General features: G+C 67.1%; 24 protein-coding genes. 11 read left to right on the top strand and 13 right to left on the bottom strand.

The window, feature by feature from the left end; translation table 11 throughout:
• Positions 1 to 12 precede the first annotated feature (12 nt).
• Positions 13 to 393 (bottom strand): NADH-quinone oxidoreductase subunit A, encoded by a 381-nt coding sequence (locus D5S18_RS05065; protein ID WP_120038525.1) that lies wholly within the window; start codon positions 391 to 393, stop codon positions 13 to 15.
• A 176-nt stretch (positions 394 to 569) separates the two neighbouring features.
• Entirely contained in the window at positions 570 to 980 is a 411-nt protein-coding gene (locus tag D5S18_RS05070) for an Rv3143 family two-component system response regulator (RefSeq protein ID WP_120038527.1), read from the bottom strand.
• Between the two features lie 146 nt (positions 981 to 1,126).
• Between D5S18_RS05070 and D5S18_RS05075 the strand changes: the two genes are divergently transcribed.
• The 5 genes from D5S18_RS05075 (at position 1,127) to D5S18_RS05095 (ending at position 7,127) form a co-directional block, all read left to right on the top strand.
• Positions 1,127 to 2,665 carry a hypothetical protein gene (locus D5S18_RS05075; protein WP_120038529.1) on the top strand — a complete coding sequence of 513 codons (1,539 nt, stop codon included), beginning with the start codon at positions 1,127 to 1,129 and terminating at the stop codon, positions 2,663 to 2,665.
• Between the two features lie 2 nt (positions 2,666 to 2,667).
• A complete protein-coding gene (locus tag D5S18_RS05080) occupies positions 2,668 to 3,111 on the top strand; it encodes a hypothetical protein (protein ID WP_120038531.1) in 444 nt (147 codons plus the stop codon).
• Entirely contained in the window at positions 3,108 to 4,289 is a 1,182-nt protein-coding gene (locus tag D5S18_RS05085; RefSeq protein WP_239003550.1) for an FHA domain-containing protein, read from the top strand. The genes D5S18_RS05080 and D5S18_RS05085 overlap by 4 nt, the downstream gene beginning before the upstream one ends.
• 265 nt (positions 4,290 to 4,554) lie before the next feature.
• A complete protein-coding gene (locus D5S18_RS05090; RefSeq protein WP_120038825.1) occupies positions 4,555 to 5,388 on the top strand; it encodes an SAM-dependent methyltransferase in 834 nt (277 codons plus the stop codon).
• 290 nt (positions 5,389 to 5,678) lie between these two features.
• The gene (locus D5S18_RS05095; RefSeq protein WP_120038545.1) at positions 5,679 to 7,127 is read left to right on the top strand and encodes an MDR family MFS transporter; all 1,449 of its coding nucleotides are present in this window, start codon (positions 5,679 to 5,681) and stop codon (positions 7,125 to 7,127) included.
• Positions 7,128 to 7,236: 109 nt separating this feature from the next.
• Here the strand turns inward: D5S18_RS05095 and D5S18_RS05100 are convergent, their stop codons facing one another.
• Positions 7,237 to 7,539 (bottom strand): EthD family reductase, encoded by a 303-nt coding sequence (locus D5S18_RS05100; RefSeq protein WP_439651082.1) that lies wholly within the window; start codon positions 7,537 to 7,539, stop codon positions 7,237 to 7,239.
• Between the two features lie 129 nt (positions 7,540 to 7,668).
• Between D5S18_RS05100 and D5S18_RS05105 the strand changes: the two genes are divergently transcribed.
• Complete coding sequence (locus tag D5S18_RS05105; protein WP_120038549.1) at positions 7,669 to 8,565, top strand: LysR family transcriptional regulator; 897 nt, start codon at positions 7,669 to 7,671, stop codon at positions 8,563 to 8,565.
• A 197-nt stretch (positions 8,566 to 8,762) separates the two neighbouring features.
• On the opposite strand, the gene D5S18_RS05110 is transcribed toward D5S18_RS05105, so the two are convergent.
• Positions 8,763 to 9,083, bottom strand: a complete 321-nt coding sequence (locus D5S18_RS05110; RefSeq protein ID WP_203236594.1) for a hypothetical protein — start codon at positions 9,081 to 9,083, stop codon at positions 8,763 to 8,765.
• A 31-nt stretch (positions 9,084 to 9,114) separates the two neighbouring features.
• Here D5S18_RS05110 and D5S18_RS05115 point away from each other — a divergent pair, with 31 nt between their 5' ends.
• Positions 9,115 to 9,969, top strand: a complete 855-nt coding sequence (locus tag D5S18_RS05115; protein ID WP_147403848.1) for an alpha/beta fold hydrolase — start codon at positions 9,115 to 9,117, stop codon at positions 9,967 to 9,969.
• 21 nt (positions 9,970 to 9,990) lie between these two features.
• Here the strand turns inward: D5S18_RS05115 and D5S18_RS05120 are convergent, their stop codons facing one another.
• Entirely contained in the window at positions 9,991 to 10,929 is a 939-nt protein-coding gene (locus D5S18_RS05120; RefSeq protein WP_120038553.1) for a TIGR03564 family F420-dependent LLM class oxidoreductase, read from the bottom strand.
• 61 nt (positions 10,930 to 10,990) lie between these two features.
• On the opposite strand from D5S18_RS05120, the gene D5S18_RS05125 reads away from it, so the two are divergent.
• Entirely contained in the window at positions 10,991 to 11,608 is a 618-nt protein-coding gene (locus D5S18_RS05125; RefSeq protein ID WP_203236595.1) for a TetR family transcriptional regulator, read from the top strand.
• Positions 11,609 to 11,725: 117 nt separating this feature from the next.
• Here D5S18_RS05125 and D5S18_RS05130 read toward each other — a convergent pair whose 3' ends face one another.
• Positions 11,726 to 12,577 (bottom strand): oxidoreductase, encoded by an 852-nt coding sequence (locus D5S18_RS05130; protein ID WP_120038557.1) that lies wholly within the window; start codon positions 12,575 to 12,577, stop codon positions 11,726 to 11,728.
• A gap of 82 nt (positions 12,578 to 12,659) precedes the next feature.
• On the bottom strand, positions 12,660 to 13,529 hold the full coding sequence (locus tag D5S18_RS05135) for a helix-turn-helix transcriptional regulator (RefSeq protein WP_120038559.1): 870 nt from the start codon (positions 13,527 to 13,529) through the stop codon (positions 12,660 to 12,662).
• Between the two features lie 113 nt (positions 13,530 to 13,642).
• Here D5S18_RS05135 and D5S18_RS05140 point away from each other — a divergent pair, with 113 nt between their 5' ends.
• Together D5S18_RS05140 and D5S18_RS05145 are read left to right on the top strand one after the other, a co-directional pair.
• On the top strand, positions 13,643 to 14,365 hold the full coding sequence (locus D5S18_RS05140; protein ID WP_120038561.1) for a FadR/GntR family transcriptional regulator: 723 nt from the start codon (positions 13,643 to 13,645) through the stop codon (positions 14,363 to 14,365).
• Positions 14,362 to 15,576, top strand: a complete 1,215-nt coding sequence (locus D5S18_RS05145) for a CynX/NimT family MFS transporter (RefSeq protein WP_120038563.1) — start codon at positions 14,362 to 14,364, stop codon at positions 15,574 to 15,576. Before D5S18_RS05140 ends, D5S18_RS05145 begins: the two co-directional genes overlap by 4 nt.
• Before the next feature lie 115 nt (positions 15,577 to 15,691).
• On the opposite strand, the gene D5S18_RS05150 is transcribed toward D5S18_RS05145, so the two are convergent.
• The 6 genes from D5S18_RS05150 to D5S18_RS05170 form a co-directional block, all read right to left on the bottom strand.
• Positions 15,692 to 16,402: an AAA family ATPase gene (locus D5S18_RS05150; RefSeq protein WP_239003551.1), complete on the bottom strand. Its 711-nt coding sequence runs from the start codon at positions 16,400 to 16,402 to the stop codon at positions 15,692 to 15,694.
• 95 nt (positions 16,403 to 16,497) lie between these two features.
• Complete coding sequence (locus tag D5S18_RS05155) at positions 16,498 to 17,004, bottom strand: DUF3658 domain-containing protein (protein ID WP_439651083.1); 507 nt, start codon at positions 17,002 to 17,004, stop codon at positions 16,498 to 16,500.
• 333 nt (positions 17,005 to 17,337) lie between these two features.
• The gene (locus tag D5S18_RS05160; protein WP_120038570.1) at positions 17,338 to 17,640 is read right to left on the bottom strand and encodes a hypothetical protein; all 303 of its coding nucleotides are present in this window, start codon (positions 17,638 to 17,640) and stop codon (positions 17,338 to 17,340) included.
• Positions 17,641 to 17,846: 206 nt separating this feature from the next.
• Complete coding sequence (locus tag D5S18_RS05165) at positions 17,847 to 18,674, bottom strand: SDR family NAD(P)-dependent oxidoreductase (protein ID WP_120038572.1); 828 nt, start codon at positions 18,672 to 18,674, stop codon at positions 17,847 to 17,849.
• A gap of 4 nt (positions 18,675 to 18,678) precedes the next feature.
• Positions 18,679 to 18,987: a hypothetical protein gene (locus D5S18_RS34345; RefSeq protein WP_147403849.1), complete on the bottom strand. Its 309-nt coding sequence runs from the start codon at positions 18,985 to 18,987 to the stop codon at positions 18,679 to 18,681.
• Positions 18,988 to 19,013: 26 nt separating this feature from the next.
• Complete coding sequence (locus D5S18_RS05170; protein ID WP_147403850.1) at positions 19,014 to 20,357, bottom strand: hypothetical protein; 1,344 nt, start codon at positions 20,355 to 20,357, stop codon at positions 19,014 to 19,016.
• Between the two features lie 129 nt (positions 20,358 to 20,486).
• On the opposite strand from D5S18_RS05170, the gene D5S18_RS05175 reads away from it, so the two are divergent.
• Complete coding sequence (locus tag D5S18_RS05175) at positions 20,487 to 21,338, top strand: class I SAM-dependent methyltransferase (RefSeq protein ID WP_120038576.1); 852 nt, start codon at positions 20,487 to 20,489, stop codon at positions 21,336 to 21,338.
• Positions 21,339 to 21,796 lie beyond the last annotated feature (458 nt).

Below are 21,796 nucleotides of genomic sequence, written 5' to 3' on the forward strand. Positions count from 1 at the left end.
TTCGGCGCGCGCTCAGTCCCAGCTGAGTCCGCCGCGTTTCCATTCGTAGGCGTAGGCCACCGAGACGTTGACGATGAACAGCGCCATCGCGGCCAGACCGAAGAGACCGAGCGCATCGAAGTGGACAGCCCACGGGTAGAGGAACACGATCTCGATGTCGAAGATGATGAACAGCATGGCGGTGAGGTAGTACTTCACCGGAAAGCGTTGCCCGGTAACGTTTCCCGGACCGCCTGCCACGGCGTGCGGTGTCGGCTCGATACCGCACTCGTAGGCTTCGAGCTTGGCCCTGTTATAGCGCTTGGGGCCGACCAGCGCCGCCGCGACGATGGAGAACACCGCGAACGCGGCCGCGACCGCGCCGAGGACCAGGGCGGGCACTTCGATATTCACGACTGCACTTCCCCTCCATATATGACAGATGATTGGTCATGCAGTAGCTCGCACCTCTGTGAGCTAGGGCACAGACTACAACCGACCTGCCTGGAAGGTCCCGTTTTCGCCGCCGAGTTTGATCTCGGTTGCGGGGACTATTCATGAGCGAAACGGGGGTAATCGACCGGTTGGAATCAGGCCGCGTCGCGGGCGCGCAACAGGGATACGACGGCCGCGGTCAGCGCGATCGGATCGATCGGATGCGACACGGCGGCCTCGGCCCGCGACCAATTGGCCAGCCAGGCATCGTCCGGGCGGCCGGTGAGCACGAGAATCGGTGGGCAGACCGAGATCTCGTCCTTCAACTGCTTGGCCAGGCCCAGTCCGCCCGCGGGCGTGGACTCGCCGTCGAGGATGGCCAGGTCGATCCCGCCCGCGTCCATCCGCTCGACCACCACCGGCGCGGTGGCCACCTCGAGGAATTCCAGCGCGGGTAGATCCGGATGCGGATTCCGGCCGAGGGCCAGCAGCACTTGGCCGCGGGTATCGGCATCATTGCTGTAGACCAGAACCCGCAGCGGGGCGGTACGCGTCGCATCGGCCACGTTCGCGATGGTACGACGCGAACGGCCCCGCCGGTGGCAGGTTCACCCGGATCGATCCGCGCGTCGCGGGAGCGAGCCGCGTCTCGGGACCGAATCGAAAGACGATCGCAAGTCGCCCGCAAGACGATCCCGGTAGAGTCCGGAAAATGCGGGGAGATCTCACATCGGCGCTGATCTACACCGATCTGTGGACCGACGAAATGCTAACCGGCTCCGGCATTCCCGTGTTCGACGTGCCGCTGGTGCTCATCGGCAGCGGCATCGGATCCTTCGTCACCTATGACATCCTGCGCATCTACGGAGTGCCCGCGCGTTCGATGGCGGTGCTCGGCCCGCAGGACGTGCCGTGGAGCTCCTACGAATACCTGGTGACCTGCTCGCAGATCCCGCGCGCCGAGCGACTGCGCAGCGACTCCGCCTCCGAACCCGACAACATGTGGGGCTTCCCCTCCTACGCGGTGCGCGAGGCGTTCGCGGAGAAGACCCTCGCGCCGCTGTGGAATGTGCTCACCGAACCGATCCTCAGCAATTACTACACCCCGCGCGCGGGACAGGTCTTCCTCGGCATGGAGCGGGAATTCCGCCGCATCGGCTATTCGGACTCCCTGCGCAAAGGGCAGGTGCGCATGGTGCGCAAACGCGCGGGCGGTGGCTATTTCACCATCCTCACCCCGCCGCAGGGGACCGCGCCCACCAAACGCGTCGCCTTCCGCAGCGCGTATGTGCATGTGGCCGTGGGATATCCGGGCCTGAAACTACTGCCCGACCTCCAGGAATACCGGGAGCGCTATCGCGACCCGACCAGGGTGGTCAATGCCTACGAACCGCACGAGCACGTCTATCAGGCCCTACAGCGCAGACCGGGTGTCGTCATGATTCGCGGCAGCGGCATCGTGGCCAGTCGAGTCCTGCAACGCCTCATCGACGATCGCGACCGGCTGCACTTGGATACGCGGATCCTGCATTTGTTCCGCCACTACATCGCCAAACCCCGCGGACCTGCTTTCCGGAGCCGCCGCCCCGGCGGCGACGGCTGGTCCTATCAGGGTTTCAACTATCCGAAATCGGTGTGGGGCGGACAACTGAAGGCAAAGATGCGCAGGCTGCAAGGCGACCAACGCGCCGAGGCGTATCGCCGCTTCGGCGGCACCAGCACCCCGATCAGGAATACCTGGCGCGCCCAGTTGCGGCGCGGTCGCCGGGAGGGGTGGTATCAGGTGATGGCGGGCACCGCGCGGGATCTGCGGCCCGCCGCACCCGGCGGCGTGCGGACCACCATCGTGCCGGATCCCTCGGCCCCACTGCCATTTCCACCACCGACGCAGCCCTTCGACAGCACCGTCGACTACATCATCGACTGCACCGGACTCGAAGCCGATATCCGCGAACACCGTTTGCTGGCCGACCTGCTCGACCACACCGGAGCGGGCCGCAACCCGGTGGGGCGCCTCGATGTGGACACCACCTTCGAATTGATCGGCACCCGCAGCGGCGGCGGCCGCGTCTATGCCTCCGGCAGCGCCACTCTCGGCGGTCCATTCCCTGGCGTCGACACCTTCCTGGGATTGCAGATCGCCGCGCAGGAGATCGCCGACGATCTCGCCGCCCTCGGGTTCTGCCCGCGCATGGGGCCGCTGCGCTCGGCGCGGCAATGGTGGCTCTGGATGACCGACAAGAAGATCTGACCATGCTCCCCACGCTCCACGGCCGAATCCAGTCCCGAATCCTCGTCCTCGGAATTCTGGGAGCACTTGTCGCCCTGGTCATTACGCCGCTGCTGCCGACCGGGTCGCTGAGCCTCGGCCAGTCCTACCGGGTAACGCTTTCGGTATTGGCCGCGACAGTTCTGGTGGGTGTGCTGTGGGAATGCCTCTACCATTTTCTGCAGCAGTTCCGCTGGGAAAAGGACTGGCCGACACTGTTCGGGCTGATCACCATTGGCAACGAGGGGGCGCTCATGTGGGTTCTCGCCACCCGCACCACCCTCGTTCTGCCCGCCGGATTGCGACCGGGTCTCGCGGCATTCCTCATCCAATTCGTCACTACCTGGCTGGTTTTCTGGTTGACGGTGAATGGTCCGCTGCGGGTGCTGTTTCACCGATGGCGATTTCGAGGTGGCAGATTCCTGTGAACGATCGACAGGTGGAGGTGCTGCCCGGCGGGCATCTGGTGGCGGTGGTCGCGGGGGTGGTGATCGTGGTGGCGCACCGCGAAGGTGGTGCGCCGACAGTTGATTCGGCGTCTCGGCGGACACTGGTCACGCTCAGCGGGTTGGTACGGGAGGCGGCCGGGCAGCAGGGGCGCGGTATCGGGCGGGTCATCGCGCGGCTGGCGACCGGATGGTTGATGGGATTGGCCGAGAATTCGGTCGAATTCGGGGTGATATCACCCGCGGACACCGGGATCGCGGTGTTCCTGCACGGTGGGGTGACGGCGGTGCTGTCGTGGGGCGGGCGCAGCGAGGTGCTGCGAGGGCGCGACGCCGGATTCACGGTGGATCGGGTCGTCGCGCCGATGCCCGAGGTGGGGGTCGGGATCCTCGTGGACGGTAGCGGACGGGAGGCGCTGCCGGAGAGGGGGATTCACGCTCTCGAGGCCGGGACGGTGTCGGGGTCGGGTGCTGTCGTATGGTTCGGCGGCGCGTCGGACCCGGCAGCCGCGCCGCGAATTCACAGCGAGCTCCTCCCGGCGCAGCACCGTGACGCGAAGTCCGGGGGAGTGCCGACCGACCACGAGCTCGCGATCGACGGCGATGAAACGGCCGCATCGATACCCGTATCCCGCGAAGTTCAACTCTCCCAACCGATTGCCGCGTCCCCTTCCGGGGTGCTGGTCAAGGGTTTCAAATGCGCCCGCCACCACCTCAACGACCCGCGAGTCTCCTTCTGCGCCGTCTGCGGCATCCGCATGGATCAACTCACCTGCGTCCTCACCGACGGCATCCGCCCACCACTCGGTCTACTCCTCCTCGATGACGGCAACCAGTTCGTCCTCGACAACGACTGCGTCCTGGGCCGCGAACCCGAACACTCCGACGCGGTCCGCCTGCGCGGCGCCCGCCCGATCCGGATCGAAGACCGTTCGGGCGGAATGTCGCGCGCCCACGCGGAGATTCGCCTCATCGACTGGGATGTGACCGTGGTCGACGGCGGATCGACCAACGGAACCCATATCCGCCTGCCGGGAGCGGTCGAGTGGACACGGGCCGTTCCCGGCCATCCGGTGAAATTGCCACCCGGCGCCCAGGTGTCCCTGGGCGGTCGACTGATCAGCTTCGACTCCCAGCACGGACAGGTCCAAGCGAGGTGACAGATCATTAGCTCGCACAATGTGATTCACTTTTCCTCCTGTTTGCGAGATTTCTGACCTTCGCCCGAATCGTCACCCCGATCGGGCCATGGGCGGATCGAAATCCCTTCGGCGACAAAGTGATCCGCCGGACACCGAGAATCACGAGCCCGATAGGCTCGACGGCGCCGGAGCGGTTTCCGGTGGTGGCCGCGGCGAAGCGCTCCCAGTGCGGTGTGCGGTCTCCTACCATGATGAGCAAGTTTTCGTGAGCAAGGGTGTTGAGATGGCCGAGGACGCAGCCGCGATCAAGGCGGCATTCGATGCCGTGGATCAGAGCAAACCGAGTATTGCCCGTGTCTACGACTACATTCTGGGCGGCAAGGACAACTACGTCGTCGACCAGCAAATCGGCGACCACTTCAAAAAGGACCTACCGGGTTCGGTGGCCATCGCGTTCACCAATCGGCAGGCGATGGTGCGGGCCATCCGCGATATGACGCAGGCCGGGATGCGGCAGTTCATCGACTTCGGCAGCGGTCTGCCCACGGCCGACAATGTGCACCAGGTGGCGGAGCGGTACGCGCCCGACGCCAGGGTGGTCTATGTGGACAACGATCCGATCGTGCTGGCGCACGGGCGCGCGCTGCTGGCGACCAATCACCACACCACCGTCATCCAGGCGGATCTGCGCGAGCCCAAGACGATTCAGCAGCATCCCGAGGTGGCGCGGCTCATCGATTTCGACCAGCCGGTGGGTGTGGTGTTCAGCGCCATCCTGCATCACGTCAACGACGACGAGCACCCCGGCGAGTTGGTGCGCGAGTGGACGGATCGGGTGGCGCCGGGCAGCCTGGTCTACATCTCGCACTTCCGGTCCGGACACAATGCGGAGACCGAGGCGGCGCAGGAGAAGCTGCTGTCCACCTTCGGGCGCGGCACCTGGCGCTCCGATGCCGAGATCGAGGCCCTCTTCGGCGATCTGGAGATCCTGGAGCCCGGCATCAAATATTGCGCCCAGTGGCGGCCGGACGATCAGGACGCCGCGATCGGGCAGGCGGGTCGCGAACTGTCGATCTGGGAGCATCTGATCGTGTCCGGTCTGGCCCGCAAGAACTGATCCGGGGTCCGCACCGCACGCCATGGGCATGGTGAGCGCCGCCAGGAGGGTAACCCTCCTGGCGGTCTCGCCCGCACCGAGCGGGTCCGATTTATGCCGAATACCCTCGGAGCGCCATCGGTTTGCTGCGGGAGCCACCCGCAGCGGCGAATCCACGGACAGAGATACTTTCCTGACCGATGAATCGAAGGGACCACTGTCGTCTGATCGTGTGATGCCCGGAGACGACAGTCGGTGACGCGGCATCGAGCCACACGTTCCACCGATTCACACGCTCATGGAGGTACCCGATGTCCCCCGATCAACCCAAGCCACAGACCGGAGGCAGGACACCGACCGTGGTCCGGTTGTTGGTGCTCGCGACATTCGTGGTGATCCTCAACGAAACGGTCATGATCAACGCGATCCCGCGGCTGATGGACGACCTCCACGTCAGCGATCGGTCGGCGCAGTGGGTATCCACCGCGTTCATGCTGACAATGGCCGCGATCATTCCGGTCACCGGGTGGTTCCTGCAACGGGTCACCACCCGCCGGGCCTATGCGATAGCGATGGGCGTCTTCTTGGCGGGCACCGCGCTCGCCGCCGTCGCGCCGACGTTCGCGGTGCTGCTGGCCGGACGGGTCGTGCAGGCCGGCGGCACCGCGGTGATGATGCCGCTGCTGATGACCACCCTCATGACGGTCGTCCCCGAGGACGACCGCGGGCGCGTGATGGGCAACGTCACCCTCGCCATGTCGGTGGCGCCCGCGATGGGTCCGGTCGTTTCGGGTCTGGTGCTGCAAATCGGTACGTGGCGTTGGCTTTTCGTACTGATGCTCCCGATCGCGGGCGCGGTCGCCTGGCTGGGCCTGCGGCGGCTGGAGAACATCGGCGAACCGCGGACCGGCGCGATCGACTGGCCCAGCGTGGCCCTCGCGGCGCTCGGATTCGGCGGCCTGGTGTTCGGCCTGAGCCGATTCGGCGAAGGCAGCATCGCGACTCCCGTGGCGATCATCGCCGTCGGGCTGGCGTTCATCGGCGTGTTCGCGGCGCGTCAGGTGCGGTTGCAGCGGACCGGTTCGCCCCTGCTCGATCTGCGGATCCTGCTGTTCGGCGACTACACCAAGGCGCTGGTGCTGATGGCGGTCGCGTTCCTGGCGATGCTCGGATCGATGATGCTGCTGCCGCTGTACCTGCAGACGCTTCGCGGACTGAGCCCGCTGCAAACCGGTCTGCTGGTGATGCCCGGCGGGCTGGTCATGGGCATGCTCGGCCCGACCATCGGTAAACTGTTCGACCGATTCGGCGGCCGGGTATTGGTGATTCCGGGTGCGCTGGGCATCACGGTGGCGCTGGCGGGATTCACCCAGATCTCGATGAGCATGCCGTACTGGCAGCTGCTCGCCCTGCACATCCTGCTGATGCTCGCGCTGGCCGCCGCGTTCACCCCGGTATTCACCCTGGGCCTCGGCGCGCTGCCGCGGCGGCTGTACTCGCACGGCAGTTCCATGCTGGGCACATTGCAGCAGGTGGCGGCGGCGCTCGGCACCGCCCTCGTCATCACCATCATGTCGGCCCGCGCCAACGCGCTGACGGCGGCGGACACCGATCCGATCTCCGCCCACCTCGCGGGCATGCGGTTGGCGTTCGTGGCCTCCGCCGCGCTGTCGGTCGTCGTCATCGTGATGGCGGTATTGCTGCCGAGCCGGACGCACGCGCCGGAGGAATCCGACGAGCACGCTCCGGAACTCGTGTAGCGAGACCCGATCGCCTGAGCCGGCCCACGCCGAGCGCTCCAGCGGTGAATCGCGTTCGGACCCGGCCGCAGCGGCCGACCGAACGCGTCCCGGAGCGGATCGACCAACCTCAGTCGGTGGCGTCCTGTATCGGATAGTCGATGACGACCACACCGCCGGTGGCGTAGTTGGCGACATCGGCGGCCACCCGTTGGCCGTGTGGCGTCGCCCGCCCTGCGGCCAGGGTGGCGGCGTCGGCGAAGTCGGCTTCGAAGACCGCGAAATACGGCGCTTCTCCCTTTGCCGCCGCCACATCGAAGCTGTAGCGGCACGCGAGCAGGCCGGGCATCTCCTTGACCAATGGAATGTGTTTGGTCACGTAGTAGTCGCGGAAGTGGTCAGGGTCGACGGGCTCGGGATACAAAACCAGCATCCTATGCACGATGGCCTCCGCCCAGTTGAATTGTCATATGCGCAGGTTATGGCTCGAGGTGCGGTCGGGGGAAAGATCAATACGGGATAGGCTCAGAACGGATGGTTATCAATCGACGAGGGAAGGTATGTGGCGCCGGATACCCTGAGCCTGCGGTACTTCCTGGTGCTGGCGCAGGAGTTGAACTTCACCCGCGCGGCCGCACGGATCGGTATCGCGCAGCCCGCACTCAGTGCCCGGATGCGCCGATTGGAGGCGGAACTCGGTGCGGCCCTGCTGATTCGCGACACGCGCAGCGTCGTATTGACCACGGCCGGTGCGGCTTTGGCGGAGTCCGCGCCGCCCGCTCTGGCGGCGCTGGACCGGGCATGGGACACCGCCCGGAAGGCGGCGGCCGGTGAACTGGGCACGCTCCGCATCGGATACAGCCTGAGTGCGGGGGCCGAGACGGCACCCGCCTTGGTGGACAAGCTGATTCACAAGGGACTCGAGGTCGGCGCGGTCCAGATGGCGACACCGGAGATCTCGCCCGCGGTCGCCGACGGCCGCATCGATGTGGGGATCACCCGCGGTGAACAGCCGGGGCGTGGCGTGCGCCGGTACCTGCTGCGGAGTATGCGCGTCGGGGTCCAATTGGCGGAGCATCATCCGCTGGCCGAACACCCGGAGGTCGGGATCGACGACGCGGCCGCGTATCCGCTGCGACTCCCCGACCGTGCGGCCAACCCCGTGATCCACGACCAGCTGTCCGCACTGTTCCGCGACGCCCGGCCGAACCCCCGATTCCACACGCCCGCAGTCTCTTTCGACCTGTCCCAGCGCGACCTGCGCGACGGGCTCACCCTCGCCCCGGCCGGTGAGACCGCGGTCGCGACCCAACCGGCCGGTCTCACGTGGCGACCGCTGCGGGGCGCACCCACCTTGACGATCCACCTGGTCCTCCCTCGCGAGCAGTCACCACTGCACCGCCGCGTCCGTGCCATCGCCAAAACCCTGGCGCACGAACTGCACTGGCTGCCGGACTAACGGGTCGCCGGGCTGATGGATGCGCCCTGGCCGCCGGTGTCTCCGAAGATGCCGAACGAACCACCCTGGTGTAGCCCGGCAAGGCGAAAGAGGGGGGTCTCAGGTGCAGCCGAAGAGTCGGTCGAGATAGTAATCGATGGCCACCAGCGCGGCGTCGGGATCGATGACGTCGAACTTGAGCAGCGGGGTGAAGCCGGTCAGCGCGAGCAGGAGGTTCGTCTCGATCGCCGGTTCACGATCCGGGGGAGGTGGCCGTCGGCGATCGCCTGCCTGATCAGGCGTTCGGTGAGTGCTCTGCCGTCATGGAGTCCGAGGCGGGCCTGCTCGTGCAGCACCGGGTCGTGGAGCGCCTCGAGGGTGTAGGCGGCGCTCATCCGGCTGGTGGCGCAGGCGTCCGGGTGCAGGGGGAGCATCTCCATGAGCGTCACTCGCAGCACGTCTCGGGGGTGCGGAGGCGAGCCGAGTCGGTCGAGGCCACGGGTGACGCGCCGTGCGGTCTGTTCGGCAGCGAATTCCACATAATACAGCTGACTTACAAAAGGAGATGCGATGAATACCTTCGCCACCCCTGAGCTGGAGGCAGCATATTTCGGGGCCTACGACGCGGTGCTGGCCCACTGGCCGGTGCCGGTCGAGACGGTGGATCTTCCGGGTCGGTACGGAACAACGCGGGTCACCTCCGCCGGCCCGGCTGCGGCGCAGTCGCTGGTCCTGCTGCACGGATACGGCGGCACGTCCGGGATGTGGCACCCGGTCGTCGGTGCGCTGGCCGAGGAGCATCGCCTGCGGGCCGTGGACATCATGGGCGAGCCGGGCCGCAGCCGGCATACCGGCGCGGCCTTGACCAGCATGGACGATCTCGTGGACTGGCTGGCGGAAACGTTCGATCTGCTCGGGCTACCCGCAGCCGACCTGTGCGGCCAGTCCCTGGGCGGTCACCTCGCGCTCCGGTTCACCCTCGCCCATCCCCAACGGGTGCGACGGCTGGTCCTGCTCGACCCGCCCCTGGTCTTCGCCGGGCTCAGTCCCGAATTCGAGGAGCTGGGCCGAAACCGCGACCCGCACCCCACATTCGAGGCCGCCCGCGCGATGCTGCAACCGGACGGTCTCGGCAGCGGACCAGCGCACTTGGAGGCCTACCTCGATCTGCTCGCGCACGGAGCCGCACACTTCCCGGCCTCGCCGATCGTCTATCCGCACCTGCCGGATGGGCTGACCCAGCTGCCGGTCCCGACCTTCGTCGCACTGGCCGGGGCGAGCGAGGTGCACGATTCGACGGTGGCCGCGGCGGCCGCGCGGCGTGCCGGGGCCGACACGGTGGTTCTCCCCGGTGCCGGGCACGGCCTGCTGGCCGATGTCGAACCCGTCCGCGGCCTCATCCTGGAACACCTCCGGCTGCCCTAGGTGGTCCAGGGACTCGGGAACTCATCGATTGCCGAGTTCGGCGAGTAGGGACCAGGTGCGTTCCTCGTCGCCGGGGGCGCCGGTGGCGGTGAGGGTGATGACGAGTTCGTCCGCACCCGCGGCGGCGTAGGCGGCCACGGCGTCGGCCATGGTTTGTTCGGCGCCGATGACGGCGAGGTCGACGGGCTGGTCCACGCCCTCGCGGTCCAGCAGCGCCCGATAGGCCGGGACCGCGCCGTACGGGTTCATCTTCGCGGCGGCGCGTTCGCGGGCGCCCGCGACATCGGCGGTGACGACACCGCCGAAGAGTCCGATCACCCTTGGCCGCAACCGATCCGCCGCGTCGGCGTATCGGGCGAGGGTGGGGACGGTGAACTCGGCGAGGGTGCGCGGGCCGGTGAGCAGCGGGAGCGCGCCGTCGGCGAGTTCGGCGGCGGCCCGCAGGGTGAGCGGGCCGGAGGCGGCCAGCAGCACCGGGATCGGCGAGTGGACGGTCGGCATCATGCTGGGTTCGGGGGAGCGGGCGGTGAGCATCTCCCCGGTGTGGTCGCAGGCGCCGGTGATCAACAGATCCTGCAGTGCCGCAAGGTATTCGCGCAAATAGCGGATTCGTGGTCGGGTATTGCCGTATCCGGCGGCGATATCGGGGGAGGACAGCCCGATCCCGAGTTCGAACCGGCCCGCGCAGGCGGCCTGCGCGGTCTGCGCCTGCATCGCCAGCGCTTGCGGGTGGCGCGGATGGATGGGTGTCACGGCGGTGCCGACCGCGACACCCGGCAGTTCCCGCCCGATGAGCGCGGCGACGGTGACGGCGTCGTAGTCGAAGCGCTGGGTCAGCCAGAGGGTGGTGATACCGCATTCGACCAGCGCGTGGGCTCGGCTCAGCAGATGGTCGACGGGATTGACACCCGCCGTGAGCTGGGCCTGATAGTCGCTGGGCAACGCTACGCCGATTCGCATGGCCGAAGTGTATACCAGGTCTACTTATCCTCCAGGTCTACTTTTCGCTATGCTGACAACCATGAGCCTGCGGGAACACAAGAAGCGGCAACTGCGCGCCACCATCGCTGACACCGCCCTGCGCCTGTTCGTGGCCGACGGGTTCGACGCGGTCCCGGTCGTTCAGGTCGCCGCCGCCGCGGAGGTCTCCAAACGCACCCTGTTCAAATACTTCCCGACCAAGGAAGACCTCGTCCTGCACCGCTTCGCCGACCACGTCGACGACGCCGCCCGCATCGTCCGCGACCGCCCCCAAGGCGAAACCCCGCTCACCGCACTGCGTTTCGCCTTCCGCACCGGCCTGGACCACCACGAACCCACCACCGGCCTCTGCGCGGACCCCGCCGTCGTGGCCTGCTACCGCCTGATCCTCGCCACACCCGCCCTCGCCACCCGCCTCACCCACTACCTCACCGCAGGCGAACAATCCCTGACCGAAGCTCTCACCCTCGACGGCAGCCGTGAGCTCGACGCCCGCGTCGCCGCCTGTGCTATCAGCGCCGTGCACCGCCACCTCAGCGAATCCAACTGGCGAGCCATCGCCACCGGATCCACCGCCGTCGAACGCCACCCGACCGCCGTCGCCGAAGCCGACCGCGCCTTCACCCTGCTGGAAACGGGCTTCGGCGCGGTTATTTGACCGCACCCTCCACGAGTCCGGAGATGAAGTGCTTCTGCGTCAAGACAAAGACGACGAAGACCGGGATCGTCGCCATGGTCACATGGGGATGATGAGCAAGTTGCAGCGGCATGAGCGTCAGGCGACCGACACTCCCCCTTCGGGGGAGTCGGTGGAGCGGCTCAGTTCGTGCCAGGCGTCGAAGTCGTCTTGAACGCGTTGGCGTCCGGCGGTGACCAGACGGATCGCATCCGAACCGAGCAGCAAATGCACAGGCGGCTTCTCCGCATCCAGGACGGCAAGGATGGCGTCGCCGGCGCGATCCGGATCACCGATTCCTTTCCCCGCGAGGGCCTGGCGGCGGGTCCGGATCGGGTCGAACAGCGTGTCGTAGTCGGCGATGCTGCGTGGTGCGCGGACCAGTGACCTACCGGCCCAATCGGTTTTGAACGCGCCGGGCGCCACCGCGGTCACCCGCACACCGAACTGGTCGACCTCTTGGGCGAGCGTGTCGGTGATGCCTTCCAGTGCGTGTTTGCTGCCTTCGTAGAACGCCAGGCCGGGGAAGGTGGTCAGCCCGCCCATCGAGGTGATGACGAAGATGTGGCCGCCGCGTCGCTCCCGCATACCGGGCAGGACCGCTTTCACCGTCGCCACCGTGCCGAAGACGTTGACCTCGAACTGGCGGCGCAGATCATCCATCGACGATTCCTCGAAGGTGCCCTCGAGCCCGTAACCCGCGTTGGCCACGAGCACTTCGATCGGACCCAGTTCCGCTTCCACGGCCCGCACCGCGGGTTCGATCCGGTTCGCATCGGACAGGTCGAGCAGGAAGGCGTGGGCGCGGTCGGTGTCCAGTTCCCGGAAGGCGGCCGCGTGCTCCTCGGTGCGCACGGTGCCCGCGACCCGATGCCCGGCCGCCAGGGCGCGTCGGGCGATGGCCAGTCCGAGTCCGGTGCTGACGCCGGTGATCAGGAATGTCTTGCTCACAACGGGTTTCCTTTCGATGACGTGCGTGGGCACGGCGGTATCGACCCCACGGGCATGGCGGGGTCGGTGATTCGGGCGGTGCTCAGGATTCGGCGGCAGTGTCCCGGATAGCCGCGGGTTCACTACCCCAACTGGCCAGCAGTCGCAGCCGCTCCTGGGACGGCGAGCCGGACGGCGCGGTGTAGACCACGAGCGATTGGCCCGGATCGGCGACCGAGGTGAAGATCTCGTACTGCAACTCCAGGTCACCCACGACAGGGTGGTGCAGGCGTTTGAGTCCGGTGCTGCGTTCCTGGACGCGATGTTCCGACCACCACGCCGGGAATTCGGGTGAGCGCATCATCAACTCGCCGATCAGGTTGGCGATGTGCTGGTTGCGCGGCTGGTCGGCGGCGGCCCGCCGCAATCCGTGCACATAGTCGCGGGCGACGCGTTCCCAGTCGCACCACACCAGGCGGGCACTCGGATCCAGCAGCGTCCAGCGCGCCATGCTGCGTTCCCGGCGCGGCATGGCGGCCACATCGGGAAACAGCAACGCCCACAACGCGTTTCCGCCGACGACGGTGAGGTTCCGGTCGCTGACGAAAGCAGAAGCCAGATCCATCGAATCCAGCACCTGCCGCAGCGCCGGTCGCAACCGTGACGAATGCTCGGCGTGGCCCGCGCGGCCGGACGCGGCGCCCGCGAGGGCGAACAGATGCCGCCGCTCGATGTCATCGAACCGCAAGGCGTCGCAGAGGGCACGCAGCACCTGTTCCGACGGCTGCCGGGCGCGGCCTTGTTCCAGGCGGGTGTAGTACTCGGTGCTCACCCCGGCCAGCTGCGCTACTTCACCGCGCCGCAGGCCCGCGACCCGGCGACCGCCACCGAACTCGACCGGTAGACCGATCTCCTCCGGCGTGAGGCCGGCACGGCGAGCCCGCAGGAAATCGCCCAAGTCGTTGTTGCCCATGCCCCAAGTTTGCTGTCCACCCAACCGATCACCAAGGGGGTAGCCGGCCCTGCCAGTACTACGCACCAGAGCTAAATATGCTTTAATCCAAATGTCCAACATTTGGAGGTTTCATGGAGGGATTGCGTCAGCCGCGGCGTGCATCGACGCTGACGGCTCAGGTCGCGGATCAACTGCGGGATCAACTCGCGTCGGGGCGATGGCCGGTGGGCGGTCGGATTCCCGGCGAGCAGGAACTCACCGAACTGCTCGGGGTCAGCCGGAACACCGTGCGCGAAGCCCTGCGGTCACTGATCCATCTGGGTCTGCTCGAGGCACGCGTCGGAGACGGAACGTATGTGCGGGTCAGCAGCGAGTTGGAGGCCGTGCTGCTGCGCCGGGCGGCCACGGCCCGCGCGTCGGACGTGGCGGAACTGCGGGCCGTACTCGAAGAGCACGCCGCCGCCGTCGCGGCCGAGCGGCGGACCGAGGCGGACGTCGATCGACTGCGCGAACTACTGGACGAACTCCGGGAGCACAACAGCGGCGGCGTCATGACCGAGCTCGCGGCGGCCGACGGCGCGTTCCATCTCGCGATCGTCCGGGCGGGCGGGAACGCACTGCTCACCGAACTGTACGAGCACATGGGCGCCGCGCTCACATCGATGGTGTCCGAATTGCCGTGGGACGCCGATATCGCCGCCGAACACGACCGGTGGCACGGCGCCCTGGTCGATGCCATCGCCGCCCGCGACGCGGTCGCCGCACGACACGCCGCGGTGATGCTCGTACGGTTGACGGGCGCGCACGCGATCGCCGAAAGAACCGACAGCACAACGCCGGAGCGCACAGCATGACCATTCGAACCGCCGCCCCCGAGGATACGAAGGCGCCCCCCGCCTTGTTGCTGATGGCGGGCATCGTGCTCGTCGCGGCGAATCTGCGTGCCGCACTGACCGGTGTCGGCCCACTGCTCCCGGAGATCGAGCGATCCACCGGCTTGTCCGGGATCTGGAGCGGGTTGCTCGGCGCGCTGCCGCTGCTGACCTTCGCCGCGACCTCACCGTTCGTCGGCCGGACCGCCCACCGATTCGGATCCGCACGCGTACTGGGCAATTCGCTGCTCATCCTCGCGACAGGACTGCTGGTGCGTTCGCTGCCCGGCGTGTTCTTCCTGTTCGCAGGCACTTTCGTGGTCGCGGCGGCCATCGCCTACGGGAATGTGTTGCTACCGGCGGTGATCAAAAGCAGTGTGCCCGAGTCGCGGATCGGCCAGGTGACTGCGGGCTACGTCACCGCCATGGGTCTGGTCGCCGCCCTTTCCTCGGGGATATCGGTGCCGATGGCCGCGTACCTGCCCGGCGCATGGCGAACCGCGCTGGGCTGCTGGATTGTGTTGGCCGCGTTGGCCTTTGTGGTCTGGTTGCCGCAATACCGGCGGGGCCGTCGCACCGAATCCGCCGCCCCCGCGGCGCGGGAACCGATCCCGTGGCGATCCGGACTCGCCTGGCAGGTCAGCGTTTTCATGGGCCTGCAATCCCTCGCCTTCTACACGATCATCGCGTGGCTGCCCAGCATCCTGCACGACCGCGGCGTGGGTGCGGCGTCCGCCGGATGGCAGCTGTTCCTCTTCCAGATCGCGGGCCTGGTTTCCAGCATCGTGCTCCCATTCCTCACCCGCAGGTGGCGCGATCAGCGGATCATCGCCGCAACCGCCTCACTGCTCGCCGCTCTGGGCTTCGCGCTGCTGATCCTCGCCCCCGGACTCGCCGTGGTGTCCTGCGTGCTGATCGGACTCGGCGGCGGCGCCTGCCTGGTCCTGGCATTGAGCTTTCAAAGCCAGCGAGCGGCGAATCCGGCACAGGCGGCGGCGCTCGCCGCGATGGCCCAATCGGTCGGCTACCTTGTCGCCGCCATCGGACCGCTGCTGCTCGGCGCGCTCCACGACGGCACCGCCGGATGGCGGATCCCGCTGCTGCTGCTCGTCGCACTGGCACTCGTTCAAGCCGCCGTCGGCTCCCGCGCCGGCCGCGACACCCGACTGAGCACGCGGGTGGATCCGATCTAATGCTGCGGGCGGACGTGTGGTCTGCGTGGACGAGCTCGGCCGCTCAACCTCCAACTCCGGCCGCGACCCGTCCGCGGCTGGTTCCCGAGACGGTGGCTCGTAGTCGGCATTCGGACTACCTTCCGAAGGTTGCCCGACCAGGTGGGATGTCCTGCGCGCCCTCATGTTGTTCGGGTTCGGTGAGGTAGCGCAGATACCTGTCCGGGTCGGCAAGGAAACTTCGGGTCAGCCGCACCGGCATTGCCTCGTCGTAGGTGACTTCGCTGATCTCGCCGGTTTCTCGGATCTCGAGGATTGTGGCACCGGGCAGTGCCAGCAGGATCGGCGAGTGAGTCGCGACGAGTATCTGGCAATTCTGACGTACCAGTTCGGCCAGTCGGGCGAGCACAGCCATGCATCCCTGAGGAGAAAGGGCCGATTCGGGCTCGTCGAGCAGGTAGAGACCATTGGCGAGGAACCGGTGACGCATCAGATCGACGAACGATTCACCGTGCGAACGGGCGTGTGGCGACACCCCGCCCATGGCTCGTAGCTGCTCGGGGCCAAGTCGTTCGGTTTCGGTCGCGACGTTGTAGTAGGACTCGGCCCGCACGAAGAACCTAGTGCGGGGTTTGGAGATTCCCCACGCCAGAGTGAGGTGTTCACCCAGTTTCGATTCCGTCGCGCGGGTCGCGAAGCGGAAGTTCTGTGATCCTCCCTCCGCGTTCAGCCCGGCCGCGACGGCGACGGCCTCGACGAGGGTGGATTTGCCGGAGCCGTTCTCGCCAACCAGGAACGTCACCCCGGCGGGGATCTCGATGCCCCCGGCGCGCGTGAGGTGCCGCACGATAGGCAGGTCGAAGGGGTAGCGGTCGGTGTCGGGGGACGTGGCTCGGATCCTGCGCAGAAACCTCGCCGGGGCGGATGAGCGTGGAGGGTATGTCACTGCTCGGCCTGCCGTATCCGGCACGACCGCGCTGTGCGGGGGTCGCCCTCGGCCGCAACCACTCCTGCGGCGACGAGGTCGATAAGTCGACGTTGTAGTACGTAGTCGCCGGTCTGGAATCGGTGCTCGGCCATGACCGCAGCGATCACCGCAGGCATCGGTGTGGGAGCGACGGACACATGGTTCTGGAGTGCCTCGTCGAAGTAGTCGACAGGCGCGGAGACCAGTTCCGATGCCGCCGACACCACTCGCAGCGGAGCGTTCTCGCTGCGCAACCTCGCCCACTTTTGTGCCAGTTCGGTGCGTTCGGCGCCATCGAGGGCGCGCTCCGACCCCAGATAGGTGCTGATCTCGGCGGGCGTCAGCGAGGCCACCGCGGCGATCGACTCGTTTGCGGGGCCTCGACTACCGGCGGTGACGTCGATGACATGCAACCGGTGGTCGCGAGGCCGCGTGGTGAGGAACAGATAGTCGGCGTATTCCTGGGCGCTGTGCTTGCTCACCCAGACGATCGTTCGGGCGGCGGGACCGACAGATCGGCGTGGCCCCGGCTCCGCCGACTCCCAGAGCGCTGCCTGTCGCATCCCCATGTCGCCGGTGAAGGTCGCATTCCACCATGCGCGTCGGTCGCCGCAGTCGAGGGGGCCACAGCTGAGGTCGTCACGGCCCATCACGACCTCGCTCCCAACCGCATCGGCGGCGTCGAGGGCCGCACGGATCGATTTCGCCGACGAGAGATTGGGAGCGAGATGCACGGTGAGCATGTTCCCTATTGTGTTCCACTCGGCCGATCCGAGCTCGCAGCCCGCCGACCGGACACCAGGGTGACTGGGACGCTAGTAGAAAAGCGCCCAGGCCCCGCCGTTCCGGATCATCTGGCAGTGATACCGCCCTTTGGTGGAATCGGCCAGTGCCTGCCCGACGTTGATGCATTCCTGTTCGGAGTTGTACACCCCGAGCACCCGATCCCAAGGCACCCAGTCATCGTCGGAGACCTGCCGGAACTGAATATCCTGCCGCACGACGCAGACGTCGACGAACGTCACCGCGTCCGAAACGCCGGTGCCGGTTACCAGCCCCAGCGCGAAAACTCCGACGATCAGACCCGCACCCCGTCGAAAGAATGAACTCCTGAGCATGAGACTCCCTCTCGTGCAAAGGGATTGCGCCACGCTCACCGCTGAGTGCGGCGGTTCCCCCGTGATGGGCGAAGACACTTCCCCGCCCATCTACTTGGATGCACGAGAACGCGGATCGGTTCCCTGTCACGCTGAAGTAACCGCACCTTCGCCGCCCGTGATCATGTCCCGCGTACCTCCCGGCACGACCGCGACAACCTCTTGATTCAGTCCGGTAGGTCGCTGAAGCCGTAGAATTCGGCCAAATCGGCGACCTTCCAGGCCTTTCCGGTGCGGGTGTTGCGGTCCGGGTCGGCGGCGAGGGCTACAACGGCGCGGCCGGTGAAGCGGGGGGTTTCGGCGGTGGCGAGGTCGATGGTGGGTTCGCCGGGGATGGTGAGGAGGCGGCGACCGTCGGGGCCGGGCGGGATGAGTTGGAGGAGTTCGGTATTCACGATACCGGGCCAGAGGGAGACCGCAGTGGCGGTGTCGGCCAGGTCGTGCGCCATCTCGGCGGTCATGCGGTCGAGGGCGGCCTTGCCCACGCCGTACACGGCGTTGTGCATGGTGCGGACCGCGCCGGGTGAGGAGATGTTGACGATCAGGCCGCGGGCTTCGATCAGCAGTGGGGCGGCGTAAAAGGCTGCCACGTAATGGGATCGGACGCCGATATCGAATCCGGCGTCCCAAGCGGCGGGCGGGATCTCCCAGAATTTGCGGCCGAGCCAGCGCGCCGAACCGGGGGAGTCGTAGACGTTGTTGACGAGAATGTCGAGGCGGCCCTGTTCTTCTCGGACGCGCTCGAACAGTTTCACGACCCCCGAGCTGTACAGATGATCGCAGATCACCGGGACGCCGACGCCGCCGAGGGCGTCGACCTCGGCGGCGGCGCCCGCGACGGTGCCGGGCAGCTGTTTGGCCTTGACGGTGCGTCCGGTGAGGTACACGGTCGCGCCCGCCGCGCCCAGTTCGAGGGCGATGCCCTTGCCGATGCCGCGACTGGCTCCGGTCACCACCGCGACGCGTCCGGCGAGCACCCCGGGTGTATCGCTCATGATCTCAGGACTCTACCGTGAAATGGGAACGCGTTCTAGATTTACCCCGAGATGGGTGCGGGCTCACCGAGACTCTGCAACCCAGCAGCGCCGCCGTCGCGTTCAACACCGGCACCGCCGCGCGGCGGCGCCGCAGCCCGAGCCACGCGCTGCACGCCAGACCCGTCAGCAGCAGTACATCGAACCCGACCCAGGCCAGCCGCCACTCATAGGTCGTGTAGCCGTTCGGGAGTTGGACCGCCAACCACAGCGTCCAGGGAACAAGGAATAACGCGCCACCTGCGGTGACAGCCAACAGAACTCGTCGGTTCACATCGACGAACCTACCGAAGCGCGGAATTATTCTCCTGCGGGCAGCGCTCGGTCGCGCAGGCCGAGGAATTGGTCGAGCAGCGCCAGACCCTCCACGGTGAGACGGGAAGTGGGCGCGGCCAATTCGTCCTGGAGGATCTCCAATCCCCTGGCCGATTCGACACCGGGCGCGCCGGGAGCGACCTTTCGCCAACCGACCGCCGTCTTCCAGTCCGGATCCTCGCATGCCCATGCCCACAGCACCTCGCGCACCACGACGGGCAGCACCGTGTAGACGCGCGAGCACTCTGTCCCGGTTCGGGTTTCGAGTTGGTAGACGTATTCGTGGCGGTGGGCGCGTATGCGATCGCCCGCGCGGGTGAGGGTGAGGTCGGGATCGTTGGGGTCGGCGGCGGCGGTGATCAGATCGGCGAGCAGGGCGGGGGTGAGATAGGGCAGCGTGTGATCGGGCATGGTGACCTCGACCTCGACGCGCTCGCGCGGGTTGTAGAGGCAGCCGGTGGCGATATCGAGGACGGCGAGGTCGCGGTCCTTGGTCAGATTCAGCGCCGCGAGCAGGTGGTGGGCGCGGTCGTGACCGCGCGCGTGCAGGATCGCGCCCCCCGCCCCCGCGGTCAGTCCGTAGGCAGGATCGAGGTCGATGGACAGCGCGCGCAGGGCCGGGTCCGGTCGACCAGGGTCGGTGCGCAGGCGCGAGTAGATCTCCAACGCCTCCAGCGCGCCGTCGATATCGGCTGGGAGCAGCGCGAATTCGTGCGTGGCCGTGAGTCCGTCGAGCACCGAGCGCAGTTCCGGCGTCGGCCGCACCTCCACGCTGCCGTCGGCACGCGTCGCGGTGGTCGCGGCGAGTCGGATGACACGGTCCTGCCACCAGAAGACCGAGGAGGTGATCGCGGCGGAGCAGGCGATCGTGCCGAGCGCGTCCAGCACGACCTCGGAATCGGGTCCGCAGAGCGGATGCGCATAGAGTTCGCCCGCGCCTGCCGCGACGAACAACGCCCCGTGCTGCCCGATCACCGGATAGTGCTCGAGCCTGCGAATGTGCGCGCCCGCGAACTCCGATCCGGTGAGCACGGCCAGATCGGTCTCGCCGCGACCCTCCCACCCCAGTTCCAGACTCTCCGCGCCGGAATTGGCCTCGGCCGACGCGAGGGCTTCCTCGACGCCGATCTCCCACTCCGCCAACAACTCCGGCGTCACCGCGCGACCGAGAGGAGCGAGCGTCAAAACCTCGACGAGTCCCGGCGCGACCATTCGGTGCACGGCCGGGCCCCCGGCGGCGGCCAAACGCAATCGCAGCAACCCGCGCGGATCGGTCTGTTCGGCGACCGAACCGGCATGGGTGCGGGGGGCATCCGATGGCGGTGTCATCAAGTCATCTCCCCAGGGGTCGAGTGTGACCTCGACCATAGGTGGATCCCGCGCGCATTGCCGTCGCTGGGAACGGGCCGCAGTCTGTCGAAGCCGTCGATCGCAAGCCGGATATGCCACACTGACCCCATGGACGAGGCGGATGTGCCGACCGATGTGTCCGATACCGCGCGGTGGGTGGCCGCCTACCGCGCGCAGGAGAGCGCCCGCCCGGACGCGCTGTTCCGAGATCCCTTGGCGGACAAGCTCGCAGGCGAACAGGGCCGGGCGATGGCCGCGGCCGCCGAGCGGACCCTGAGTGGCGGCTGGCCGATCGTGGTGCGCACCAAACTCATCGACGACCTGATCCGCGACTGCCTCGCGCAGGGCTGCGATCGGGTGCTGAATCTGGCCGCGGGCTTCGACACCCGCCCCTACCGACTCGACCTGCCCCCGGAATTGCTCTGGGTCGAAGCTGATCTGCCCGCGATGACGCACGAGAAAGAGGCGGCACTGGCAGGCGCGACACCGAAGTGCGCGCTGCTGCGCCGCGCGGTGGACCTGGCCGACGAACAGGCGCGGCAGGCATTCCTGGACGAGGCGCTCGACGCGCACGAACCGGCGAACAAACCGGCCACCAAGGCGCTGGTGCTCACCGAAGGGCTGCTGTCCTATCTCGAACCCGATACCGTGGCCGGGCTGGCCACCGTGCTGGATCGTCCCGAGATCGCCTGGTGGATCGCCGATATCGCGCTCGGGCTGGCCAAGATGAAATTGTCGATGTTCCGCAATGCGCCATTGCGATTCGATCCGCCGAACGGTGTCGCATTCTTCGAGGAATTGGGTTGGCGGATCACCGATATGGAGCCGATCTTCATCAATGCGCGGAAACTGCGCAGGATGCCGTGGTACATGCGGCCATTCACGTATCTGCCGCAACCGAATCCGCGCAAACCCGGTAGGCAGGTCTGGTCGGCGGTCACCCGCCTCCAGCACGAATGAGGTGGGCTGCGAAACTTGATCGCCCCGAAACTTGAATTCCGCGTTGATCTTTCGCAGGACGGGCGGACTGTCCGCCGATCGGGCGGTCGTCACGCAGGTGGTCGGGCGTCGATCTCGACGACGTCGCGAACAATCCACCGCAGCCGGGAATGCCATTCGACGCCGTTGTCCTCGTGCCATATCGGCGAGAGTCTCGGGGCGAAAATCATCCAATACAGACCAATTTATTCCCACTTTCTCGAGTTGCAGTCCTGTTTGTTACTGTAGCCGACGTGAGGCACATTGTTCGCTGCGGCGATCGGAATGTGTGCCGATCATCCTGTCAATTCCGTGTTTCACGTCAGCGACGAGGAGGACGAAATGGACGAGAAATCACCCGAGAAATCAGAGTACGACGATGTTGTCATCGAGGAACTCGATGCGATATCGGAGGCCCATAGGTGTGGGTGTCGTTGTGG

Origin of the sequence: Nocardia panacis, assembly GCF_003598715.1 — a bacterium.
GTDB lineage: Bacteria > Actinomycetota > Actinomycetes > Mycobacteriales > Mycobacteriaceae > Nocardia > Nocardia panacis.

What these genes read in the sequence shown, in the direction of transcription:
- D5S18_RS05075 (WP_120038529.1), top strand. Translation starts at nt 1,127, where the DNA reads ATGCGGGGAGATCTCACATCGGCGCTGATCTACACCGATCTGTGGACC.
- D5S18_RS05080 (WP_120038531.1), top strand. Translation starts at nt 2,668, where the DNA reads ATGCTCCCCACGCTCCACGGCCGAATCCAGTCCCGAATCCTCGTCCTC.
- D5S18_RS05090 (WP_120038825.1), top strand. Translation starts at nt 4,555, where the DNA reads ATGGCCGAGGACGCAGCCGCGATCAAGGCGGCATTCGATGCCGTGGAT.
- D5S18_RS05095 (WP_120038545.1), top strand. Translation starts at nt 5,679, where the DNA reads ATGTCCCCCGATCAACCCAAGCCACAGACCGGAGGCAGGACACCGACC.
- D5S18_RS05100 (WP_439651082.1), bottom strand. Translation starts at nt 7,539, where the DNA reads ATGCTGGTTTTGTATCCCGAGCCCGTCGACCCTGACCACTTCCGCGAC.
- D5S18_RS05115 (WP_147403848.1), top strand. Translation starts at nt 9,115, where the DNA reads ATGAATACCTTCGCCACCCCTGAGCTGGAGGCAGCATATTTCGGGGCC.
- D5S18_RS05120 (WP_120038553.1), bottom strand. Translation starts at nt 10,929, where the DNA reads ATGCGAATCGGCGTAGCGTTGCCCAGCGACTATCAGGCCCAGCTCACG.
- D5S18_RS05125 (WP_203236595.1), top strand. Translation starts at nt 10,991, where the DNA reads ATGAGCCTGCGGGAACACAAGAAGCGGCAACTGCGCGCCACCATCGCT.
- D5S18_RS05135 (WP_120038559.1), bottom strand. Translation starts at nt 13,529, where the DNA reads ATGGGCAACAACGACTTGGGCGATTTCCTGCGGGCTCGCCGTGCCGGC.
- D5S18_RS05140 (WP_120038561.1), top strand. Translation starts at nt 13,643, where the DNA reads ATGGAGGGATTGCGTCAGCCGCGGCGTGCATCGACGCTGACGGCTCAG.
- D5S18_RS05145 (WP_120038563.1), top strand. Translation starts at nt 14,362, where the DNA reads ATGACCATTCGAACCGCCGCCCCCGAGGATACGAAGGCGCCCCCCGCC.
- D5S18_RS05160 (WP_120038570.1), bottom strand. Translation starts at nt 17,640, where the DNA reads ATGCTCAGGAGTTCATTCTTTCGACGGGGTGCGGGTCTGATCGTCGGA.
- D5S18_RS05165 (WP_120038572.1), bottom strand. Translation starts at nt 18,674, where the DNA reads ATGAGCGATACACCCGGGGTGCTCGCCGGACGCGTCGCGGTGGTGACC.
- D5S18_RS05170 (WP_147403850.1), bottom strand. Translation starts at nt 20,357, where the DNA reads ATGACACCGCCATCGGATGCCCCCCGCACCCATGCCGGTTCGGTCGCC.
- D5S18_RS05175 (WP_120038576.1), top strand. Translation starts at nt 20,487, where the DNA reads ATGGACGAGGCGGATGTGCCGACCGATGTGTCCGATACCGCGCGGTGG.